The 22,723-nt window shown below is 62.5% G+C and carries 20 protein-coding genes; 3 read left to right on the plus strand and 17 right to left on the minus strand.

The window, feature by feature from the left end; genetic code table 11:
* Positions 1-2: 2 nt before the first annotated feature.
* The 5 genes from GS429_RS19925 to GS429_RS19945 all read right to left on the minus strand — a co-directional run bounded on the left by GS429_RS19925 (position 3) and on the right by GS429_RS19945 (position 3,125).
* Positions 3-449 (minus strand): SRPBCC family protein, encoded by a 447-nt coding sequence (locus GS429_RS19925; RefSeq protein WP_160067470.1) that lies wholly within the window; start codon positions 447-449, stop codon positions 3-5.
* An 85-nt stretch (positions 450-534) separates the two neighbouring features.
* Positions 535-759: a DUF7123 family protein gene (locus GS429_RS19930; RefSeq protein ID WP_160067472.1), complete on the minus strand. Its 225-nt coding sequence runs from the start codon at positions 757-759 to the stop codon at positions 535-537.
* A gap of 96 nt (positions 760-855) precedes the next feature.
* Complete coding sequence (locus GS429_RS19935) at positions 856-1,044, minus strand: DUF7525 family protein (RefSeq protein ID WP_160067474.1); 189 nt, start codon at positions 1,042-1,044, stop codon at positions 856-858.
* A 149-nt stretch (positions 1,045-1,193) separates the two neighbouring features.
* On the minus strand, positions 1,194-1,571 hold the full coding sequence (locus GS429_RS19940) for a DUF8022 family protein (RefSeq protein WP_160067476.1): 378 nt from the start codon (positions 1,569-1,571) through the stop codon (positions 1,194-1,196).
* A 9-nt stretch (positions 1,572-1,580) separates the two neighbouring features.
* On the minus strand, positions 1,581-3,125 hold the full coding sequence (locus GS429_RS19945) for an acyl-CoA carboxylase subunit beta (RefSeq protein ID WP_160067732.1): 1,545 nt from the start codon (positions 3,123-3,125) through the stop codon (positions 1,581-1,583).
* Between the two features lie 312 nt (positions 3,126-3,437).
* Between GS429_RS19945 and GS429_RS19950 the strand changes: the two genes are divergently transcribed.
* On the plus strand, positions 3,438-4,676 hold the full coding sequence (locus tag GS429_RS19950; RefSeq protein ID WP_160067478.1) for an ABC transporter substrate-binding protein: 1,239 nt from the start codon (positions 3,438-3,440) through the stop codon (positions 4,674-4,676).
* A gap of 316 nt (positions 4,677-4,992) precedes the next feature.
* Here GS429_RS19950 and GS429_RS19955 read toward each other — a convergent pair whose 3' ends face one another.
* From GS429_RS19955 to GS429_RS19970, 4 genes are read right to left on the minus strand one after another with little or no spacing between them, the layout of a single operon-like run.
* Complete coding sequence (locus GS429_RS19955; RefSeq protein WP_160067480.1) at positions 4,993-5,697, minus strand: ABC transporter ATP-binding protein; 705 nt, start codon at positions 5,695-5,697, stop codon at positions 4,993-4,995.
* Complete coding sequence (locus GS429_RS19960) at positions 5,697-6,548, minus strand: ABC transporter ATP-binding protein (protein WP_160067482.1); 852 nt, start codon at positions 6,546-6,548, stop codon at positions 5,697-5,699. The genes GS429_RS19955 and GS429_RS19960 overlap by 1 nt, the downstream gene beginning before the upstream one ends.
* A complete protein-coding gene (locus tag GS429_RS19965) occupies positions 6,541-8,010 on the minus strand; it encodes a branched-chain amino acid ABC transporter permease (RefSeq protein WP_160067484.1) in 1,470 nt (489 codons plus the stop codon). Before GS429_RS19965 ends, GS429_RS19960 begins: the two co-directional genes overlap by 8 nt.
* Positions 8,007-9,161: a branched-chain amino acid ABC transporter permease gene (locus tag GS429_RS19970; RefSeq protein WP_160067486.1), complete on the minus strand. Its 1,155-nt coding sequence runs from the start codon at positions 9,159-9,161 to the stop codon at positions 8,007-8,009. The genes GS429_RS19965 and GS429_RS19970 overlap by 4 nt, the downstream gene beginning before the upstream one ends.
* Positions 9,162-9,474: 313 nt before the next feature.
* On the opposite strand from GS429_RS19970, the gene GS429_RS19975 reads away from it, so the two are divergent.
* Positions 9,475-10,872, plus strand: a complete 1,398-nt coding sequence (locus GS429_RS19975; protein ID WP_160067488.1) for a sodium-dependent transporter — start codon at positions 9,475-9,477, stop codon at positions 10,870-10,872.
* A gap of 26 nt (positions 10,873-10,898) precedes the next feature.
* On the opposite strand, the gene GS429_RS19980 is transcribed toward GS429_RS19975, so the two are convergent.
* Together GS429_RS19980 and GS429_RS19985 are read right to left on the minus strand one after the other, a co-directional pair.
* Complete coding sequence (locus GS429_RS19980) at positions 10,899-11,621, minus strand: SDR family oxidoreductase (protein WP_160067490.1); 723 nt, start codon at positions 11,619-11,621, stop codon at positions 10,899-10,901.
* Between the two features lie 116 nt (positions 11,622-11,737).
* Positions 11,738-12,190 (minus strand): response regulator, encoded by a 453-nt coding sequence (locus GS429_RS19985; RefSeq protein ID WP_160067492.1) that lies wholly within the window; start codon positions 12,188-12,190, stop codon positions 11,738-11,740.
* Positions 12,191-12,484: 294 nt separating this feature from the next.
* Here GS429_RS19985 and GS429_RS19990 point away from each other — a divergent pair, with 294 nt between their 5' ends.
* Complete coding sequence (locus GS429_RS19990) at positions 12,485-13,144, plus strand: glycerophosphodiester phosphodiesterase (protein ID WP_160067494.1); 660 nt, start codon at positions 12,485-12,487, stop codon at positions 13,142-13,144.
* 28 nt (positions 13,145-13,172) lie between these two features.
* Here GS429_RS19990 and GS429_RS19995 read toward each other — a convergent pair whose 3' ends face one another.
* The 6 genes from GS429_RS19995 to GS429_RS20020 all read right to left on the minus strand — a co-directional run bounded on the left by GS429_RS19995 (position 13,173) and on the right by GS429_RS20020 (position 22,719).
* Complete coding sequence (locus tag GS429_RS19995; protein ID WP_160067734.1) at positions 13,173-13,571, minus strand: secondary thiamine-phosphate synthase enzyme YjbQ; 399 nt, start codon at positions 13,569-13,571, stop codon at positions 13,173-13,175.
* A gap of 307 nt (positions 13,572-13,878) precedes the next feature.
* Positions 13,879-14,901, minus strand: a complete 1,023-nt coding sequence (locus tag GS429_RS20000) for a HEAT repeat domain-containing protein (RefSeq protein WP_160067496.1) — start codon at positions 14,899-14,901, stop codon at positions 13,879-13,881.
* A 76-nt stretch (positions 14,902-14,977) separates the two neighbouring features.
* Positions 14,978-17,014, minus strand: a complete 2,037-nt coding sequence (locus GS429_RS20005) for a SpoVR family protein (RefSeq protein WP_160067498.1) — start codon at positions 17,012-17,014, stop codon at positions 14,978-14,980.
* A 23-nt stretch (positions 17,015-17,037) separates the two neighbouring features.
* On the minus strand, positions 17,038-18,369 hold the full coding sequence (locus GS429_RS20010) for a DUF444 family protein (protein ID WP_160067500.1): 1,332 nt from the start codon (positions 18,367-18,369) through the stop codon (positions 17,038-17,040).
* The gene (locus GS429_RS20015) at positions 18,360-20,645 is read right to left on the minus strand and encodes a PrkA family serine protein kinase (protein WP_160067502.1); all 2,286 of its coding nucleotides are present in this window, start codon (positions 20,643-20,645) and stop codon (positions 18,360-18,362) included. Before GS429_RS20015 ends, GS429_RS20010 begins: the two co-directional genes overlap by 10 nt.
* Before the next feature lies 1 nt (position 20,646).
* Positions 20,647-22,719, minus strand: coding sequence for a PrkA family serine protein kinase (locus tag GS429_RS20020; protein WP_160067504.1), 2,073 nt, complete (start codon positions 22,717-22,719; stop codon positions 20,647-20,649).
* Between the last annotated feature and the right edge of the window lie 4 nt (positions 22,720-22,723).

A 22,723-nucleotide genomic window follows, 5' to 3' on the forward strand; every position in this document is an offset into this window, starting at 1 on the left:
CGTCACGTCTCCTCGGACTGGGTCCGCTGTAAATCCCGTTCGAGCGCGCGCCGGAGGTTCTCGAGTTCGCCGTCGAGGTTCCGCTTGAAGAACTTCTCGACGCCCGGCAGCTTGCCGTCGACCACGAAGTGGTTCTCGAGGCGCGCGCCGTCGTCGGTCTCGACGATCTCGTGTTCGCCGGTGACCTGCATCACCTTCGATTTCCCGACGAATTCGACGTATCTCGGCGGGTCGAGCGTGATGTCTTCGGTTTTGACGGACACCGTTCGGCGCACGAGCGGGATCGGAAGTTCGACGTGCCAGGTGACTCGTCGCCCGTCGGGATCGTCGACGGTGTACTCCTGGACGACGCTGATCGCTTCGGCTCGGTTCCCGGGATCCGAAATGAACTCCCAGACGCGTTCGGGTGACGCCGACAGCTCGAACGAGCGGTCGACCTGTACAGTCATGTCTCTAACTGCGGGCGTCTGCAGTAAAAAGACCGCGGCCCGCGCTCGGAGTAACGTCCCAATCGGCGCGTCGCGTGGCTGTCAGTTAGCTAACTGTAACTCTCCACGTGGTCGAGCGAGCACGGCCCCATTTTTCGATATCGACGTCGTCCGATTTCTCTGCAAGGTGGGGGAGCCGGGCGCCGACCTGTTTCGACGAGAGTCCGATTGCGTCCGCGATGTTCTTCGCCCGGAAGTACTGTTCACCTCGGGTGGCACTCTCTCGGAGGTACGAGAGAATTCGCTGCTCTTCGTCGGAGTAGTCGGTCATCGTCCGTAGGTATCGATAGGGCGCCGTTGCTCTTAACTGTTAACGGAGAAATCAGCTCGAATCACGTGACGAAGTGGCGAGGACGAGTCGAATCCGTCACTCCCAGTAGAGGTGAATGCCGACGACCGCCAGTGCGCTGAAGATCATCGCCGCGGCGAATCCCCAGGCAGCCGTGATATCCGGTGCGCCGGTAAACATCAACAACGCACCGATGGTCGCAACCGCGCTGAGCGCGAGCGCCAGTCCAACACCCATGTCCGTCGTCGTCTCGGATTCCGTGGCCATGCTCGAGGGTTGTGGGTGTGGTCTCTTAATAGCATTCATTGTCCGTCATAACAGGGAACACACGGGTGAGAGCGACGAAGGGAGCGAGAGCGGCCACCGGCAGTCGCTCCAGAAGAGAGAAATCCGTACGGGCCGTCGGGTCGCTGCCGTCAGAACCGGTCCGTTCGCCCCGCAGCGGACCAGGCGTTCGTCGGGGCGTCTCGAGGGACGCGAACCCGCCGTTGTTGTTGTTGTGCCCGGACCCGACCGCCGAACGACCAGCGCTTGCCGTCCCACGTCTCCTCCTCGATCGCGGCCGCTGCAGCCGCTGCGAGCGCGTGATCGTGGAGATGAGCGCCGATCGCGGCCACGATCGCGGCGGCCTCCTCGTCGTCCGCGGTGTCGGGAACGTCGAGTTCGACCCCCGACAGGAGAGCGGCCGCCGACTCGGTCCGCGTACCGTTTCCGTCTCCTGCCGCCGGCCGAGTCGCTGTGTCTTCGGCCCGAGCGTCATCGGTTCCGGGATCCGACTGGTGTTGAGAGGTCATCTGGGGAGCTTAGAGCGGGATGTTTCCGTGTTTCTTGTCCGGGTTCTGCTCGCGTTTCGTCTCGAGCATCTCGAGGTCGTCGATCAGCCGCGGACGGGTTTCGGTGGGAACGATGACGTCGTCGAGGAAGCCCTTGTCCGTCGCGGTGTAGGGGTTGGCGAACTCCTCGCGGTACTCCTCGATGAGTTCGTCCCGGAGTTCGTCGGGGTTGTCGGACTCCGCGAGTTCCTGCCGGTAGAGGATGTTGACCGCTCCCTGTGGGCCCATGACGGCGATTTCGGCCGTCGGCCAGGCGTAGTTGACGTCTGCGCCGAGGTTCTTCGAGGCCATGACGCAGTAGGCGCCGCCGTAGGCCTTCCGCGTGATGACCGTCAGGAGGGGAACGGTCGCTTCGGCGTACGCGTAGAGCAGTTTCGCACCGTGGCGGATGATCCCCCGGTGTTCCTGATCGGTCCCGGGCATGTAGCCGGGGACATCCACAAAGGTGACGATGGGGATGTTAAAGGAGTCACAGAAGCGGACGAATCGCGACCCCTTCATCGAGGCGTCGACGGTGAGCGTTCCGGCGTTGACTCGCGGCTGGTTCGCAACGAGACCGACCGACCGGCCGTCCAGACGGCCGAAGCCGACGACGATGTTCTGTGCGAAGTTGTCCGCGACCTCGAAGAACGAGCCCTCGTCGACGACGCTATCGATGACGTCGGTCATGTCGTAGGGTTTCTGCGGACTCGGCGGGACGATGCTCTTGAGTTCCTCGTCGCGGCGGTCCCGATCGTCCCATGGCTCGACTCGGGGCGGGTCCTCGACGTTGTTCTGGGGGAGATAGGAGAGGAGCCGCTTGATGTCGTCGAGGGCCTGTTCTTCGCTCTCGCAGGCAAACTGAGCGACCCCCGTTTTGTTGGCGTGGGTCATCGCGCCGCCCAGTTCCTCGTGGGTGACCTCCTCGCCGGTGACGGTCTTGGTGACGCCGGGACCGGTGATGTACATGTGGCTCGTGTCTTTCACCATGAAGATGAAGTCGGTGATCGACGGCGAGTAGACGGCACCGCCAGCACAGGGGCCCATGATCCCCGAAATCTGCGGGATGACGCCGCTCGCTTCCTGATTTCGACGGAAGATTTCGGTAAAGCCGGCGAGGCTCTTGACCCCTTCCTGAATGCGAGCGCCGGCGGAGTCGTTGAGTCCGACGACGGGGGCTCCGACCTCCATCGCCATATCCATGACTTTACAAATTTTTTCGGCGAAGACCTCGCCGAGCGAACCGCCGAAGACAGTGAAGTCGTGGGCGAAGACGAAGACGGTGCGGCCGTTGACCTCCCCGTAACCCGTCACGACGCCGTCGCCGGGAACCTTCTTCTCTTCCATCCCGAACTGGCTCGTCTGGTGGGTCCGAAGCTGATCGAATTCGGTGAACGTCCCCTCGTCGAGGAAGTAATCGATCCGCTCGCGGGCGGTCATCTTCCCCTTGTCGTGTTGCTTCTCGATTCGCTCCTCGCCCCCGCCGAGGCGAGCCTCCTCGCGTCGCTGCTCGAGTTCGTCTATCCGGTCTTCCATTGTCATGATCGATCGCTCCAGATAGCGTTCATTGGGCGGAGAAACGATGACGCAAATGAAAAACGTTCTGCAATTCGAGCCGGCACGTGGATTTCGACTCTCCCGGTCGTGATCGAGTCGTTAACAGTCATTCGATCGTATATTCGTGCCTGCCGATATATAGTACAGTAACGGCGTAATTTCTACCGTACGGCGATACTCAACGATCGTCTCCCGAGAGAGATGGTCGTCCGCAGAATCACCTTTTCAACAGCCATTATTTATCGGGTTACTCACATAAATCCTTTATACTGATACTCACTACTGAGTAGTATGGTGCGTACTGTTAACAGGAGGCAGGTAGTTGCTGGGATTGGTGCAACGGGAACACTCTCTCTTGCAGGGTGTCTGGACGCGCTTGGTGCAGGAGACAACGGCGAAGACGCCGACGCGAGAATCGGCGTTCTTCAGCCCGAATCCGGAGACCTCGGCGACCTGGGGACGCCGATCGCGGACGGTGCCGAACTCCCGACCATCCAACTCGAGAACGAGGGCGTCGATTTCAGTATCGACCTCCGACGGGAGGATACCGAAACGACTCCGGACGTCGGTGTAAATCGGGCCGAAGCGCTGCTCGATGCCGGTTATCCGGCAGTTACCGGTGCAGCGGCGTCCGACGTGACGATCACCTGCGCGGAGGACGTCTGGATCCCGAACGAGGTCGTCGCGATTTCGCCGGCGAGTACCTCTCCCGATATCACCGACATGGACGGAAACTGGCTGCTGCGGACGGCCCCGAGTGACGCCTGGCAGGGCGACGCGATGGCCGAGATCGCCGTCGAGCAGGAAGGCGCCGAAGAGATCGCCACGTTGTACCTGAACAACGACTACGGACAGGGGCTCAACGACGAATTCGTCGCCGGCTGTGAGGACCGCGGTGCCGAAGTCCTCGAGGAGGTGCCGTTCGAACCCGAGCAACCCTCCTACGACTCCGAACTCGAGAGCACGATCGGCGAGGAGCCGGACCTGCTGATGGTCGTCGGCTACCCGGAAAGCGGTCAGGTTATCTTCCGGGATTTCTACTCCGACTTCGACGACGGAACGACGATCCTCGTGCCCGACGGCCTCATCGACCCGTCCCTGCCCGGGCAGGTCGATAACCCGATGGAGAACGTGATGGGAACCGCCCCATCCGCCCGCGGGCCGGGAAGAGACGCATTCACCGATATGTACGAAGACGAGTTCGGTCGCGAGCCCGGCGTGTTCAACGGCCAGGCGTACGACGCGACCGCCGTGCTCATCCTCGCGACGCTGGCCGGCGGTGAAATCGACGGAGCGACGATTTCCGAGCACGTCCGCGAGGTCGCCAACCCTGGCGGCGAAGAGATCGGGCCGAGCAACCTCGACGAGGGACTCGAGATGGCGGCAAACGGCGACGAAATTCAATACCTCGGTGCCTCCGGATCCGTCGATTTCGACGATAACGGAGACCAGGTTGCCGTTACCTACGACATCGGTCGCTACCACGAGGACGGCTACGACGTCGAAGATACGATCGAGTACGAGTCCTGAAACGGCTCTCGGACGACGGACACGGGCGGCGAACCGCCAACCGCCAACGACAAACACCGACCCATTTTTTGGCGACCCGTCGCACAGCCCCGGCTCCCGAGTACGGAGACCAGTTACCGGGCCACGAAACCGGCGGGCTAGCGACGATTGCTACGGTCAACAGGCAGAGCAGGCCGAGTGCCTCGGGCCTTGACCCCGAGGCGGTTCACTGTACGCATTATTGGACACGACCGCTCGAGGCGCGTCACTCGAGCGGGGAGAGAGGCCGCGAAAAGACCGATATCGTCCACCGCCCCGATTCCCGACCGACGCGATCTCAGCCGCCTAGGAAGTCCTGACGGACCTGCTCGTCCGCGAGCAACGCGTCGCCCTCGTCGACGTATCTGTTCTGCCCCTGGACCAGCACGTAACCCCGGCTGCACCGCCGAAGTGCCTCTTTCGCGTTCTGCTCGACCAGCAGAATACTGGTCCCGGCCTCGTTGATCTGGTCGATCCGATCGAACATGTCATCGACGAGGTCCGGAGCAAGCCCGGCGCTCGGTTCGTCGAGTAACAGGAGATCCGGATCGAGCATCAGCGCTCGCCCCATGGCGAGCATCTGTTGTTGGCCTCCGCTCAGGTCCCCGGCGGTCTGACCGCGCCGCTCGTCGAGGATCGGGAACCGGTTGAAGATCCGGTCGAGACGGTCCTGTGGGACCTCGTCCAGAATGTACGCTCCCATCTCGAGGTTTTCCATGACCGACATCGACGGGAAGATGTTGCCGTTCTGCGGGACGTAGCCGATGCCGGTCGTGATGATGTCTTCCGGGCGGTAGCCGCTGATCTCCTCGTCCGAGAACGTAATCGAGCCGCCCATGTGAGTCGTCAGGCCGAAGATCGATTTCATCACCGTCGACTTGCCCGCCCCGTTGGGACCGACAATCGTCACGTACTCGCCGGCGTCGACCGCCAGGTCGACGTTCTCGACGATCTGGAGGTCGCCGTAGCCGGCGTCGAGCCCGTCGACATCGAGCAGCGCCATCAGATTTCACCTCCAAGGTAGGCCTCGATAACCTGTTCGTTGTCCTTGATCTCCGCCGGTGTCCCCTCGTCGAGGACGGCACCCTGATGCATGACGATGACGCGTTCGCAGTTGTTCATAATAACGTCCATATCGTGCTCGACGATGAGGAAGGTGTACCCCTGTTCGCGCAGTTCGTGGATGTGTTCCAGCAACTTGTGTTCCAGCGTCGGATTGACGCCGGCCATCGGCTCGTCGAGCATGAGCATCTCCGGCTCCGTCTGGAGCGCCCGAGCGAGTTCGAGCAGCTTCCGCTGGCCCCCGGAGAGGTTCTCGGCGTACTCTTCGGCCAGGTGGTCGATCTCGAAGAACTCGAGCATCTCCCAGGCTTGTTCGCGGAGTTGCTCTTCCTGTTCGACCATCTCGCCGCGGAAGTGCGGGAGCACCGATCGCCACAGCGACTCGCCGATCTGGTTTTTCGGCGCGAGCATCATGTTCTCGAGGACGGTCATCTCGGGCAGTTCGCGGGCGATCTGGAACGTCCGGACCAGTCCGCGGTTGGCGATCTGGTGGGGTTGCTGGCCGGTGATCTCGTCGCCGTCGAAAACGACCCGGCCTTCGTTGGGCGTGTGAACGCCCGTTATGCAGTTGAACGTCGTCGACTTACCGGCTCCGTTCGGACCGATCAACCCGGTGATCGATCCCCGTTCGACGCTAAAGCTTGCGCCGTCAACCGCGACGATACCGCCGAAGCGTTTCTCCAGATTCTCGACGGCCAGTATCGGAGAGTCGACGGCGTGACTCGCTGTTTCCGTGTCGTTTTCGGAGTCTTCGGACGCTACCTCGGTGACGTCCGTTTCAACGTCACTCATGGTCCTTGCCTCCGTTCTCCGCGGTCGTTGTATCTGGATCGTTCGTTTCCATCTGACTGTCGTTGTCGTCTCCAGTGTTCGATTGGCGATCGTCTGCAGCGGCTGCGTCGGTGTCTCCGCCGACAGCCGGTCGCCCTCCGTCGGCGACCGCACCTCGCCGAGTCAGGTCGACTCCCGCCGAAATCTCCTTCCGGTGGCCGAGTAGGCCGTCGGGGCGCTTGATCATGATCACGATGAGCACGACGCCGAGGAGGATGTACCTGACCTCGTCGGCTTGCTGGTACAGTACGTACCCGATCATCGCCGTCGGATCGCCGCCGCCGAGTTCCGCGAACGCGCCGTAGGCGGTTCGCGGGAAGTCGGTGCCGAGGTTTTCCCGAACGATCGTTCGGACGAATCGCGGCCCCTCGAAGATGAAGGCGGCGAACGCGAAGCCGCCGATGACGCTGCCAGTGTTCGATCCCGACCCGCCGACGATCAGCGCCACGAAGACGTAGAACGTGATCAGCGGCATGAAGCTGTCCGGGCTGATGTGGGTTCGACTCCCCATCCAGAGCGTGCCGACAAGTCCCATCAGCGCACAGCCGACCGCGAACGCCACGATCTTCGCCCGGTCGGTCCGCTTGCCCAGCGATTTGGCGGCGAGTTCGTCGTCCCGAATGGCCTTCAACACGCGACCAAACGGCGAGTAGGCGATCCGCGTCAGGAGAATGTAGAACGCGATAACGAACAGGATCAGGACGCCGGTGTACATCCCGCGCATGAGCACCGATGATGCGATGCCGATGGCCGCACCGATCTCGAGGAAGACATTACCGACGTCCCCGATAACCGGTTGGTCGAACAGCCACGGGATGACGCTGTCGACGGGCGTCGCCCTGATACCCTGACCGCCGCCGGTGCCGTACTCGGTGTCGCCGATCCGCCGCAAGCTCCTCGACTGGACCGACAGCCTGACGATTTCGGAGAACCCGAGCGTAACGATCGCGAAGTAGTCGGCCCGCACCCGCAACGTCGGGATCACGAGAACGAGGCCGGCGATGCCGGCGGCGATCATCCCGAGGATGATTCCTACCGGAATCGGCAAGCCGAACCCGGCCGGCGAACCGTCCGGCGAGGCGATCGCGATAGACATCGTGTAGGCGCCGATCGCCATGAAGCCGGCAACGCCGATGTTGAACATGCCGGTGTACCCCCAGTGGAGGTTGAGCGCGAGCGCACCGAGCGCAAAGAGCGCGGCCCAGAACGTGATCGACTGGAGCGTCCCGACCGTCGAGTTGATTCCGGCACCGGAAAGGATGCCTACGACGAAGAAGCCGACGTACGTCGCGAGAACGATCTTCGCGATCAGGAGGAGGTCCTCCCGCCACTTCGGTCGGATCATCGCGGACGAATCGTCCGCGCTATCGGGTCCGTCCGTCGTTTCCGTCTCGGGATCGCCGTCAGGATCGGTTTCGCTCATGCTGTTTCAACACCCCCGAGTAACCCGTCGGGCTTGATAATCAAGATCAGGATCATCAGTGTGAACGCCGCGATTTCGTTCATATCGGCCGGAATCCACACGAGCGAGACGTTGATCGTGAGGCCGATCACGAGTGAGCCGACCAGGGCCCCGTAGATGGAGCCGATACCGCCGAGGATCACCGCGGCGAAGATCAACAGCAGCAGGAACCAGCCGATGTTGATCGAGAACTGGCCCCGATCGAGGACGATGAGGTAGCCCGCGACGCCCGCGAGACCCGCACCGATCGTCCAGGTCGCGAAGATAACTCGTTCGGTCGGGATCCCGGTAATCAACGCGAGATCCTTGTTATCGGCCATCGCACGCATCGCCTTCCCCAGTTTCGTGTACTGGAGGAGGAGGTGGAGTCCGATGATCAGACCGACCGCGATTAACACGAGCGTCAGTTCGTGCAGGTTAACCCGGTCGAACGGAACCCACCACATCCAGTCGGGGAAGTCCTCAATGATCGGCGCGCTCGCCGTGGCCGAATGTGACTCGACGGTCCAGAACACGCCGATGATGTATCGCAACGCGAGCGCGACCCCGACGCTCGCGATCAGCAACGGGATACCACCCGTGTCGCGCATGCGTTTATACACGAGCCGATCGATGGCGAGTGCGACCCCGATCGTCAACAGCGCGGCCGCGACGAGTCCGACCAGGATCGCGACGGGCGAAGCCAACACGTCCATGCCGAGTTCGCCGCCCGTCGGCCCCGCTGGCGTCGGACTGAACAGTACGAGTTCGCCGATACCGTACATTCCCCAGCCGCCGATCACCCACGCGACCGCCCACCCGGAGAACGCGCCGGTCGTGACCAGGTCGCCGTGCGAGAAATTAGCGAATCTGAGGATACTGTACGTCATCGAGAGCCCGATTGCGGCCAGCGCGATGTACAGTGAGTCGACCAGCCCGTTCCACGTGTATCGCCAGAGTCGCCCCAGTGCGAGCTCGCCCATCGTCAGCCGACGAACGAGATCGATAAGGAGAATAGCGATTCCAAGGAGGAGGAGCAGTGCGAAGAGTTCCTGTCCCGATAGTGACGAGAGCCGGTCTCTCGTATCGTCGATGAGGTTCGAAACGTTGTCCCCTGTGTTACCAACACCCATGTTACGTGCAAGGTTACGGTCCTAGTTGAAATACTTCACGCTACCAATCACCAATGTGCGTATGAATTCGCCCGCCGGATTTATACCGAACGCCGTACGTCAATTCGTGACAGTTCAGACAATGATGGGGTCGTCACGGGACAACTGGTGAGAGTGGACTGACAGGAGGGACCGGATGCGTGACGTTCCACCGTGCGTTTCGCGATGGCAGATAAACCAGTCCAGCTTCGGCAAATCGAGGGACGTGACAACGATAGTAACTTAATTGCAGCATCTAGTAAGATATTTAGAATAGGGGGAATTTTTCCAAGCCATGGTACAACGTGAAACATGGGCTACGAGGACAGGGTTCATCCTGGCTGCAGTGGGGAGCGCAGTCGGGCTTGGCAATATCTGGCGATTTCCGTTCGTCACGGGCGAAGGCGGGGGAGCGGCATTTCTCCTCGTCTATCTGCTGTTCGTCGCACTGATCGGGTTTCCGGCAATTCTGGTCGAGTTCGTCGTCGGTCGCAGAACTGAACGAAACCCCGTCGGTGCGCTGCTCGAGTTGGGTGGTGACGCATGGAAGTACGTCGGTGCGATCTTCATCGTCACCGGATTCGTCATCCTCTCGTTCTACAGCGTCGTCGCGGGCTGGTTCATTCGCTACTTCCTCGAGGGCTTTCGCGGAAGCTACGCGAGCCACCTCGCGGGTTACGAGGACATCGCAGCCGAGGCCGGGGAGCCGACGGCAGCCATCATGTTCGGTGAATTGTCGACCGGTCTCGATGCGTTCTTCTTCCACACGCTCTTTATGGTGTTGACGATCGGCGTCGTCGCACTCGGCATCCGACGCGGGATCGAACTCGCGGTGAAAGTGATGGTCCCGGCGATCATCGTCCTGCTCGTCGGCATGGCCGTCTGGGCGTTTACGCTCCCCGACGCCGGAGCCGGCTACTCGTACTATCTCTCGCCGGAGTTCGGCGTCATCGTCGACAACTGGGCGGAACTGCTTCCCGCGGCCGCCGGACAGGCGTTCTTCACACTGTCGCTCGGGATGGGTGTGATGATCACCTACGCCTCCTACCTCGGCGAAGACCGTAATCTGACCAAAGACGGCGTCACGATCATCGGCTTCGACACTGGAATCGCGTTCCTGACCGGGCTCGTCGTCTTCCCGGTATTCTTCTCGGCGGGTATCACCGAACCGGGCGACGGTGGTGCCGGTGCAATCTTCATCTCGATGACCGACGCGTTCGCGACCATCGGGGGCGGCCATCTGCTCGGTCTCCTCTTCTTCGGCACCGTCGCCATCGCCGCGCTCTCGAGTGCGATTTCGCTGCTCGAGGTCGTGACGGCCTACGTCATTGACGAGAAGGGAGTCGAACGATGGAAGGCCGCACTCGGCATGGGCGGCATCATCTACCTGCTCGGCGTCCCGGTCACCTACGACCTGATCTTCCTCGACCTGCTCGACGGCTTCGCGGATGGCGTCTTGCTGATTCTCGGTGCACTCCTGCTGGTGATCCTCGTCGGCTGGATCACGCCGAAGCTCGCCGTCCAGGAACTCGAGAAGGGGATCGGCGATCTCGGCGGTCTCGGCGCGGCCTGGATCTGGGCGATTCGCGTTCCGGTCCTCCTCGTGCTCGTCGTTTCCCTGTACCTGGGCGTCGTCGACTACGTCGAGTTCCTGACCGACGACTTCGCGGGCTGGATCGACGAAAACCTGTAACCGCCGACGTTTGCTTTTCGCGGTTCCTACGCCTCGCCGTAGACCGGCACGGCAGCGCCGCTCGTTACCGCCGCGCCGTCGCTACAGAGAAAGGTCATCACGTCCGCGATCTCGGCGGGGTCGACCCACGAGTCGTGATCCGAGTCGGGCATCAGCTCTCGGTTCATCGGCGTGTCGATCACGCTCGGCATCACGCAGTTCGCGCGGACGGTCCCCCGGTTTTCCTCGGCGAGCGTCTCCGTCAGCAGTCGGATCCCCGCCTTCGTGATCCGGTAGGGGCCGTCACCCTCGCCGCCCTCGAGCGACGAGCGAGCGCTCACGCTGACGATCGCGCCCTCGGTTTCCCGTAAGTGCGACAGCGCGTGTTTCGAGGCCAGAAACGCCGTCTTCAAGTTAATATCCATCAGGAGCTCGAACTCCGCGAGGTCGGTCTCCTCGACGGGATCGCCGCCGCGCCAGGTGCCGGCGACGTTACACAAGTGGTCGATCCGACCGTGGTCGTCGACGATCGAAGAGACGAGCCGCTCGACGTCGGCTTCGTCCGTCAGATCTGCCTCGTAGAAGTGGGTGTCCGAATCGGGCTCGAGCAAGCTGTCTTCGTCGTCGGGGGCGACGACGTCGACGGCACAGACGGTCGCACCGGCGGCCCTGAATCGATCGACCGCGGCGCTCCCGAGCGCGCCGCTTGCGCCGGTGATTACGGTGACGGCTCCATCGAAGTCGACGTCGAACTCGGTCGGCGGTGACATACCGTACGCTGGGACGGCCTGACGCATCAAGTTCGGGGTGGCAATGGCCGTCGCCGTCAGTGTCAACGGTACCGTCAGTGCCAGCGTCGCACAGCTCCGTCAACAGAGCCTCTGACTCACGACGGCATCGGCGGCAGTGCGGCCCGCTGGAACCAGAAGTCCGCGACCGCTTCGACCATCGACGCGTACTCGTCGGGGTCGGTCGGCTTGGTAAGGTAGGCGTTCGCCGCGAGCTCGTAGCTCTCGAGAACGTCCTCTATAGCGTTGGAACTCGTCAACACGAGGACCGGCATGCGTGTGAGTTTCGGATCGTCCTGGATCGTGTCGAGAAACTCGAGGCCGCCCATTCGAGGGAGATTCAGATCCAGGAGTACGAGATCAGGAAGGGAAGCGGAAGCGTCGTCGCTGCGCTTCCCTGAAAGGAACTCCAGCGCCTCGTCGCCGTCGGTGGCGACGTGGATCGTCGTCTCCGAGGGGAGTTCCTTGAACGCTTCTTCCGTGAGCCGAACGTCGCCCGGGTTATCTTCCACCAGGAGAATTTCGATCGGCTCCTCGAGTCGGGAAGTCATGAATGGTCACCACGTACGACTGAAAAGTCGTGCTTGGAAGAGAGACATTGGATACTGTAATCATGTTCGTCTATATCCGGTAGCTGTTTAACGGTACTTGCTAAGTGCTTTGGAACTCCCCGTTCGTTTGCTTGCCAAACCGCGTGACTGCGGATCGTTCCGTGAAGATATTCGGTTCGATTCGGCGAGCTTGACAGACGGCTCTTCCTGACTGTCTCGCCGCCACGACGGTCCCGCCTCGCTCGCCGAGTCCCGGCGTATCACTAAAGCCACTCGACGCCCTTGTACGACCGAATGCGTTTGATCGCCCATCGAGGCTTCGCCGCGACGGCTCCGGAAAACACGATCGCGGCCGTTCGATCCGCAGCCGACTACGCAGACGCCGTCGAATTCGACGTTCGTCGCTGCGGGTCGGGAGAACTCGTCGTCATTCACGACGAGACGATCGACCGGGTGACCGACGGTGTCGGCGCAGTCGCCGACACGGATCTCTCCGAACTACGGACGATGACCGTCCTCGACTCCGGCGAGCGAGTGCCGACGCTCGAGGAACTGCTGGAGGCCCTCCCACCAACCGTCGAAGTCAACCTCGAAATGAAGGCAGAAGGAATCGCCGCGGACGTCCTCGAGGCCCTCGAGGGACTCGAGAACCGCGTGGTCACGACCTCCTTTCTACTACCGGAACTGCGGACGATTCGAGAACTCGACCCCGACCAACCGACCGGACTGCTGGTCAGTCGCCACCTCGAGACGCCGGTCACGACCGCGGTCGAACTCGACTGCGACGTCATCGGTGCGAACTACTGGCGCTGCCTGACGACCGGTCTCGTCCCGCGTGCGGGGGCCGTCGATCTCGAGATACACGCGTGGTCCCTCGAGCGGCGACTAACGGCGAAACTCCTCGAACTGCGCGGCGTCGACTGCGTTTCGGCGGACCGACCGATCCGCGTCTGAGACCGCCGCTGTAGGGCACCGTCGCGGGCTACTCCCCGGCAACCGTCACCACGACCGTCCGCGTTCGCGGCCCGTCACACTCGACGAGAAAGACGGATTGCCACGTGCCGAGTGCGAGTTCGCCGTCCGCGATCGGGATCGTTACGTCGGGACCGATCAGCGCCGCGCGAAGGTGTGAGTCCGCATTTCCGTCCAGTTGATCGTGAGCGTGTCCCTCGTCCGGCACGAGATCGCGAAGGAACGACTCGAGGTCGCCGCGCAACCGCGGCTCGTCCTCCTGTACCGCGAGTCCGGCCGTCGTATGTTGAACGAACGCCGTCGCCGTTCCGGACTCGAGGCCGTCCGGGACGGCCGCGGCGATCCGATCGGTCACGTCGACGGTCGTCAACCGCGAGTCGGTTTCAACGGTGAACGTCGACTGCGTCATACCGAGTGCGACGAGCGCCAGCCACCACTGTTTTGCGGTCACCTCTAGTAGCCACTGGAACTCAGTGCACACCCGATCGCACGACGGGGGCGCGGTTCGAGGACGCGAGAACCGCGGAGACGCGAATAGCGCGGGATCACCGATCCCGCGAACCGTGCGAACGGCGCCACGCCGCCGCGAATAGACGGGGAGTGACCGACCCGTGAGCGAGCGCGATCGGCGTGTAAACAGTTCCAGTTGGGACGATATTCCCATCGCGGGAATCGGCGACGATTCGACGGCCACCGATCGCGACGACGGATTCAGGTTACGACAATCGCTCCAGCGCCCACTCCGCCCGTTCGCGCACGTCCGGATCCGGATCCCTGTTCGCGAGTGCCGCGAGTCGATCCGTCGCCGCCTCGAGTTCGCCGTGGGCGACCGCCACGCACGCGTTCGCTCGGACGCGGTCGTGATCGTCCGTCAGTAGCGCGAGCAACGGACCGTCCGCAGCGTCGAATTCGGCACCGGTTCCCGCGGCCACCCGAGCGATCGCGACCGCGGCGTTGGCCCGCGTGTCCGGATCGGCATGCTCGAGTGCGGCCGCGAGCTCGGGTCGGGCCGGTTCAACGGCCGACGGCGCGTGACGCGCCACGTCGGCGAGACAGCCGAGGGCGTTGTTGCGGAGCGAGGCGTCGTCGTGCTCGACGAGATCGACCGCCCGGTCGACGAACTCGAGGGAGGGCAGGGACGTCTCCGCTCGAGCCAGTCGACCCAGCGTCGAGAGGACCGAAACGCCGTTCGTGCCCGGGTTCGCGGCCAGCGCGTCGGTAAGGACCGGGACGGCCGGCTCGATCGCGGCCGGCCGTTCCCGCGACACCCGTTGAAAGATGCGAAGTCCCCACCGATCGTAGTCGGATCGCCGGTCGATCACGCCGGCGATCGTCGCGGTGTGTTCGGCGACGGTGTCCGGTCGCTCCGCCGCGATGGCGGCGAGACAGCGGAGTAACTCAGCGGTGGCCGGCTGTGGGGCGCGGTCGTCGGCAAACGAGACGATCTCGTCGATCGACGGAGCGACGTCTTCGGGCGATTCCATCGCGAGCTCCGCCAGACAGTACGCGATCGATCCGTGGAACTCCACCTCCTGCTCGAGCAGGGCACGGAGTTTCGGCACGGTCGGCAGACACGCGCCGGGGTGGTCGTCGAGGGTGTCGCGAATCGTTTCGACGGCGGCCCGCTGGGCCGTCGGCTCCTGTCGATCGAGTTGTGCGAGGACGGACGGCAGATCGAACGCAGCGCCGTTTCCGCGTCGCCGTTTGATCGCCTGGTCCCCATTCCCGTCCCCGTCCATAACGTCCCGAGTATGTGCAATCCCCGATAAAAGCCTTCCGAGAGTTTTATGCGAAGCGTCTTGGGGAAAAGAAGTATCAGGCGAGCCACTCGTCCGGTTTCGTGTCGTAATCGATGTCGTCGGCCGAGAGGTGTTCGACCTCCTCCCACGGAACGTCGTCGATCGTCACCTCGGTGCCGTCGTACCGGATCAGTTTGCCGCGTTCTTCGGGTTCGGGCTCGCGGTTGCGACGCTTGGCGACCTCGATATCGTGCTCGTCGATCTCTTTGACGATCGTCAGCAGGTTCACCGGTCGTCCCCAGAGCTCGAAGATCCGCTTGAGCGTCTCGCGAGCCTGCCCGATATCGAGCATGACGCCGTTGTACTGGTGGCCGAGCAGCAGTTCGTTGGCGTTGTTGTAGTTCCCGTCGTAGACCGCGATCGTCGGCTTCCCGAAGTTGGTAAACTGCAACAGCAGCTTCTTCTTGACGTCTTCGGCCATGTCGCTCGCGACGTGGAACTGCCCCGTCGCCTGGGAGTGTTCGTAGGTGAAGTAGTTGTTCTCCGTGATGAACTCCGTCGTGAGGAACTCGTCGAGGAAGGTGACGTCGTTGTGGTTCTCCCGGATGTCGTACATGCGATCCCAACCCGCGGCAAAGTCCACGTCCGCGAGGGCCTCCTCGACGCTCTCGTAGCGCGCGTCGTCGAAGAGGTAGCGTCCGATCTGCTCGAGGTCGTTCTGGCTGACCCGAGTCAGGAACCCGCGGTGCTGGCGCTTGACCAGCGAGTAGTGACGCCGCGCGAGCCCCTCGTAGGTCAGGACCTTCCATGGATAGGACTCGACATCGATCTCGCCGTTGCGAGCCCGCTCGAGGGCCTCGTGGTCGACCCACTCGTCGGGGACCGTCTCGAGTTGATCGAGCGTGTCCGGCGCGATGGTATCGATCGCTTCCGGCGGCTCGAGCGTCTCGAGCACGTCGTTGAAGTCGACGACATCCATCAGGTTGCGCCACGAGACGCCCTCGACGCGCAGCAGTTGTTCGAGGACTTCCCGGCGGTTCGTCCGGTTCTCGACGTACTCCCACAGCTCCATGCCGAGGCTGTAGGGATTGAGGCCGCCCGACGCGAGGACTTTCGCCATGTGATCGGCGTAGTTCATGAACTCGTCGTCGCCGGCGAAGGCCTCGTCGGTCATCATCGTGGACTCCCAGTAGGCGGCCCAGCCCTCGTTCATCACCTTCGTCATCTTCTGGGCGGCGAAGTAGTAGGCCTCCGCGCGCATCATATCGAGGATGTCGCGTTGCCACTCCGCCATCTCGGCTGCCCGACCCGCCTCGTCGTCGTACTGCTTGCCGTGTTCGCGGACGAACGCGAGAACGTCCTTCTGGGGTTCTTCGGGGAACGTAAGCGCCTCGTCGCTCTCCTCGAGTTTCTCGAGCCACTCCTCGTCGAAGACCTCGCCCTTGATTTCGTCCGAGAGGCCGAGTTCGTCCAATTTCTCGGCGAGGTCGTCGTCGAGGTCCTCGAGTTCCTCGGCCGGTCCGTCGACGTCCAGTCGCCGCTGGAACACCTGGTGCTGATCGATGTTGTCCTCCAGCGAGAGACAGTGATCGATCCACTTCTCGACCTCGGCCCGGTCGATATCGGGGTCTGACATGTACTCGTCAATCGCCCGCGCGTGGCGCTCGAGCATTGCCGCAGCGTTGACCTGCTCTTCGTCGGCGCGGCCGCTGGTGAAGAGGCCGAACCACTCGTTGTTCGCGAAGAAGTCGGAGTGGGCCTCGACGTGGGTGATGACGGCCTTCTGGTCGGCGATGGTGTTGGACTCCTGGAGGAAGGCGTGGGCCGGATTGTCGTTGTTGACGATCTCGAAGGCCTTCCCGCCGCCGTACTGACCCTGCTTCTGTTGTTTATCGTACTGCATTCCCCACCGCCAGTGCGGGTAGCGGCTTTGGAACCCGCCGTAGGCGATGAGTTCGTTCATCTCGTCGTAGTCGATGATCCAGTACTTGACCGCGTAGGGGTCGAGGCCTAGCTTCAGGGCGAGGTTCCGGGCTTCGTCGACCGGTTCCTCGAGATCACTGGCGATCGCCTGTTTGCGGAATCGGTCCGCGTTGGAGTTTCGTTTACTCATGAAAATCACCCGCCTTCGCTTCGTTACTCATCGGTCTCACTCTCCGTGGAGAGAATCTCGTAGATCGCGTCGGTCACGTCGTTTTTGTTGTTGACGTACGCCACCGCGACGTCGTCCGCGTCGGTCCCGAAGTGACGCTCGAGCTCCTCGGCGTGGGTCGCGTTGATGGCGTTGCCGCTCGGTTGCGTCTCGACGTAGGCGTGGAGGTTCGCGGGGATCTGCTCCATCTTCGGGATGACTCGCTCTTCGGTGTCGTTGCTCGAGTTCTCGGAGTCGCCCGCGGCGAAGACGTACCGGTTCCAGTCGCTCCAGGGGTACTCCTCTAGCAACTGCTCGGCGAGTTCGTACGCGCTCGAGATTTTGGTGCCGCCGCCGCTGCGGATGCCGAAGAAGTCGTCGCGCTCGACCTCCCAGGCGTCGGCGTCGTGGGCGATGTAGATGAACTCGGCGTTGTCGTACTTGCCCTGGAGATACCAGTCCAGCGGCGTGAAGGTCCGCTCGACGAGTTCGCGTTTCTTCTCGCGCATCGAGCCCGAAACGTCGCGGATGTTGACGACGACGACGTTCTTCTCTTTCTCCTCGATGATCTCGGGATGCCGGTAGCGCTCGTCTTCGCGGCGGAAGGGAACGTGCTGGATCCCCTCGCGGCGAATCTTCTGCTGGACGCTCTCGCGTTCGACGTTTTCCTCGACCGCTTCGATCGAGTCCCACGTGCCATACTCCTCGTCGGGAATGTCGTCGTAGGCCTCTTCGATCCAGGCCATCGACACGGGGAGGCTCTCGCCGCGAGCCCACTCGAAGACGTCGCGGGGCTCGATGTCCTCGACCTTGCACAGTTCCCGCAGGAACTCCTCGTCGAAGTCCATCGCGAGCTTGCGCTTGAGCCCCTCCTTGAACATCCGCTCGAAGTCGAGCGTGCTGTTGGGGCCGGTTCTGGTGAGGTCCGTGAACGGCCCTTCCTTCTCCTCGACGACTTTCTTGCCCTTGGGATCCAGGTCGAGTCCGAGCTCCTCGTCGAGCTCTTCGGCGAACTCCTCGGGATCCATCTCGTAGTACTCGTGTTCGCCGCCCTCCTCGCCGGGTTCGCCGTCTTCGTCACCGTCGCCGTCGCCCGGCTGGGGCTGTGGCTGGCCGACCGGCTGTCCGACGTCGGGCGTGTCGCCGTCGCCCTGTCCGACGCCGCCCTGGTCGCGCTGGTCGTACTCGAACTCCGGCAGCGAGACGATTTTCACCGGGATCTGAATCTGTCCCGGACCGCCGCCGCCGAGGTCGCCGTACTGAATGAAGTCGGCCAGATCCTCGCGGCGCTGTTCGCCCACTTCGCGGAATCGTTCGAGGTCGTCTCTCAGTCCCATCTGTAACTCACCTGTCCCATAACGTGTCTGCTGGTTAGCTCGGCCGACGCCTCCGAGTAGTCGAAGAGGGTGACCATCGTGTCGATCGTGTTTTCTTTGACCGTCGCCGTCTCGGTCTCGCTCGGCGGGTCGTCCCACTGGCGAGGGTCGAAGTCCTCGAACGTCCGCCTGACGTCGTCCCAGTCGTGGCTCTCGAGGACGCTCTTGATGACCGGAATCGCGGTCAGATCGACGTCTTCGACCGAGAAGTCCTCGTCTCGGTGTTCCCAGGCGTGGCGGTTCAGCGACGTGATGACCTTCTCACGGCGGAAGTTCTGAACCCGCTCTCTGGGGAGGTTGCTCTCGTAGTCGCTCTCGGAGAACCGACCGAGGTGTTCGATTTCGAAGAGCTTCATCTTCAGCGGGTCCGGCTCAACGCGCTCGCCGCGGTCGTTGTACAGCGGCTCCTCGGTCTCCCAGGCGTAGACGTGTTCGACGTACTCGGCGACGGTCTCCTCGTCGACGCGTTTGTCGTGCATGATCGCCTCGATGACGTCGGACTCCTGCTGGTCGAAGATGTAATTTTTCACGGGAACGATCCGGTTTTCGAACTCGGAACGCTCACCCGCCGAGAAGACCGGTGCGTCCGCGAGCCCTTCGGCCATCGTGTTCAACACGTCACGCGGCATCACGACGTCTTCGACCGGCAATTCGGCATGGTGGCGGTCCAGTTCCGTCTGGAGGAGTTCGGCGAGCGTATCCCGCGTGTAGGTGACGGGAATGCCGTGTTCGCCGTCGTGGGCCTCGCCGTCGAAGTCGAATTCGTCTTTCTCCTGGCGCGTATCGCCTTCCTGTAAGTAGCCCTGGTCGAAGATCAGCGCTTTGTCGACCAGGTCGAGCCCGTTCGGAAGATTTTCCTCGTCTAACCGGGTGACGACGGCGTACAACGCGGCCGCCTCGATGGCGTGGGGGGCGAACTCCTGCGTTCGCGCCGCTTCGTCCTGGTCTTTGATCGTTACCGTTACCGGTTCGCGGATCCGCTCCTCGAGTTCGTCGTAGCTCTCGGCCTCCCAGACCGACGTCTCGTTGGTCAACTCGCGGCGGATCAGCTCGCTTTCGAGGCTCAGGTTCGTCAGGTAGCCGAACTGGTGTTTGTCGAGTCGGCGTTTGAGCGCCTTCAGCGGATCCATCCCGTTCCGGTCGGAGTGCTGGTTCAGCTGGGCCTCGAGGTCGGGGTTCGAGATGATCAGCATCTGGGAGTCGACGTCCATCCCGATCCCTTTGTCCAGTTTGACGGACTGTTCGTCGGGAACGTTCAGCAGCTTCTGGAGAAGGTCCGCGTGCTGGGCCGCGTCCTCGACGATGGTCAGGGCGCTGTTGCCCTGAGAGAGGACCCCGTCGTAGGAGAACGCCTGCGGGTTCTTTCGCCCGCGTGAGTCCAGTTCCTGAAGCATCCCGTGCATCCACGAGCCGACGAGCCGTTCTTTCGGCGGGCCGTCGTCCTCCGAGTGGAGGACGCCGACGCCCTGGCCGACGTCGACGACGTAGTTTTTCACCCGGAGATGGTCGTCGTCGGTGATCGCCGAGAACAGCGCGTCCTCGCCCTCCCGACGGTATCGCTCCTCGAGGAAGTTATAGGCCTCCCGGGAGAACGGATCGAGTTCCGCGTCGACTCGGACGGGGACGTGATCGTCGAGTTCGTCGTTGAGGTCCGCGAGGATCCGCTCGCGGACGTCTTCGGGAAAGACCGACAGCGGATGGACCTGCACGGGACTTTCGTACCAGTGCTGGTCGTCCGTGGCGCTCGAATCGGTTCCGTAGCTGAGCCCGCGCTCGCCGGATTCGGCGGTCGTCACGTTCCACTCGACCGTGTATCGACGACCCTCGGGCGTCTTGGAGTACTCGCGCAGTCCGTTGACCAGACAGCGTTTGAGCTCCGACTTGCCGGTCGCCGTGGGTCCCTCGAACCAGATGATCTTCTCGTCTTTCGCTCGACCCGACGCGATCGATCGGAGGTCGTCGACGAACCCGTTCAGGACCTCCGTGTTCCCCAGGATGGCATGCTCGCCGTCGTTGTACGGATCGTCGAAGAACCGGTAGCGCTCCTTCTCCTCGCCCTCTTCGACCACGGCCCGCGTGCCGGCGGCCTCGATCGCTTCGAGCAGGTACTTCGAGGCGTGGGAGGCGATCGTCGGATTCTCGAAGATCCGATCGACGTACGCCGCGAGGCTCATCGGCGCTTCGTAGGTCTCCTCGAGTTCGCGGTCGGCCTCGGTGACGTAGTCGTTGCCAGTCATGTTAGTCTTCCATTTCGGTCTTGGCGACCTCCGCACCGGCGAACTCGAGCACTTCCTTCGCGCCGCCTTCGGAGTAGCCCTGTTCCATCAGCGCGTCGATCCACGAGGAACGCTCGTCGTCGTCGAACTCGTTGGCCGACACGAGCGCGGAGAAGTTGATGTTGTGTTTCTTGTCCTCCCAGAGTTTGCGCTCGAGGGCGCGGCGCAGGCGCTCGTTGTCCTGCGGATTGAACGCTTCACCTTCGCGTGCGCGGCGGGAGACCCAGTTCGAGACCTCCTGGCGGAAGTCTTCCTTGCGGTCCTCCGGAATGTCGAGTTTCTCCTCGACCGAACGCAGGAACGTCTCGTCTGGTTCTTGCTCCCGTCCAGTCAGTTCGTCCTCGATGGTGTCGTCGTCGATGTAGGCCATCACGTGGTCCATGTACTTCTCGCCCTGGCGCTGGATCTCGTCGATGTCGTAGGCCAGCGCGTGGCGGACGTCCTCGATGGCGCGTTCCTTGTACTCCTCGCGGACCGTCTCGAGGTAGCGGTAGTACTTCTCGAAGTTGTCCTCCGGAATCGAGCCGTGGTGTTCTAAGTTCTCCTCGAAGAAGTTGAACACCGTCAGCGGCGAGAGGAACCCGCGCTGGCGGTGTTTGGAGTCCATGATGGCTTCGGCGATCTCGTCGCCAATAAAGCGGGGCGAGACACCGACCATCCCTTCGCCGATCTCCGCCTTCTGTTCGGCCTCCTCGCGGAGCTTCTTGACGTCGATGTCGTCGCCCTCGTCGATCTCGCCGTTGTAGGCCTTGGTCTTCGAGAGGAGGTCGACCGTCTCGGTGTCTGGTTCTTCGATCCGGGTCAGCACGCCGAACAGCCCCGCCATCTCGAGGGTGTGTGGCTCGACGTTGATGTCGGGGACGTCAGCGTTGTTCAGCATCTTCTCGTAGATCTGGGCCTCGTCCTCGTAGGAGAGCACGTACGGGAAGTCGATCCGCTTGGTGCGGTCGTTAAAGGCCTCCATCTTCTCGTCGCCCTTCTTGTCCTTGTACTCGGGCATGTTGGTCCGACCCACGATCACCTGATCGATGTCGATCCGCGGATTGTTCTTGGGCTTGATCGTCTGCTCCTGGGTCGCGTGCAGGAAGTCGTAAAGGAACTCCCGCTGGAGTTTGAGCAGTTCCTCGCCGGAGAAGATCCCGCGGTTAGCATTACAGAATGCCCCCGAGTAGTCGAACGCGCGCGGGTCGCTCTCGCCGTAGATAGCGATCTTCGAGTAGTTGACGTCCCCCGTGAGTTCGGTCTCGTCCTGGTTCTTCTTGTCCTTTGGCTCGAAGGTTTCCAGACCTTGGCGTTTGTTCTCGTCGGCGACGAAGCGGACGATCTCGACGTGATTCTCGAGGACCTGCTGGAGGTCGTCGTCGTAGTAGGCCAGCAGCTTGTCCATGTAGAACTCGCTTTCGGGATCGAGCGCCTGTTCGTTCTGGATGGTGTACGGCGCGTCCAGCCGTTCGTTCAGGTCGTCGATCACGCGCTGGCGTTGCTCTAGGGGGAGAAGCACGAGCGGGTCCTGGTTCATCGGGGACCGGACGGTGTCGTCGGCCGGGTCCTGGTCCTGGATGACGTCACAGAGGTTGGTCCAGCGGAAGGTGTACATCCGTCCGTCGTCGCGGAGCGTGTAGTCCTCGAAATATTTGCGGACCTGTTTGTCGAAATGGGACTTTCCGGAGCCGACGGGGCCGAGCAGGAGCTTGATCCGTCGCTCGGGACCGAGGCGTCGAGCACCCGATTTAACCTTGTTCACGAACTCGTGGATCGACTGGTGAATCACCTTTCCGTAAAAGGTGTTCTCGCCGTCGCCCAGCGGATCTTCGCTCGCGATCTGGTACTCGACCACGCCTTCGGTCTCGTCGTAGGTCGTTCCGTAGTGGTCGAACATGTCGGCGACCCGCTGATGTGCGTTACGGGTGATCTTCGGGTCCTCGTAGCACTCCTCTAGGTACCAGTCGAAGGATTTGGTTTCCCGCAGGTCCGCGGGCATCGATTCTTTGTAATCCGTGCTGAGCTTCTCGAGTGTCTCGATGTCACCGGTCATAGTA

The sequence above is a fragment of the Natronorubrum halalkaliphilum genome (assembly GCF_009834785.1).
GTDB classification, from domain to species: Archaea; Halobacteriota; Halobacteria; order Halobacteriales; family Natrialbaceae; genus Natronorubrum; species Natronorubrum halalkaliphilum.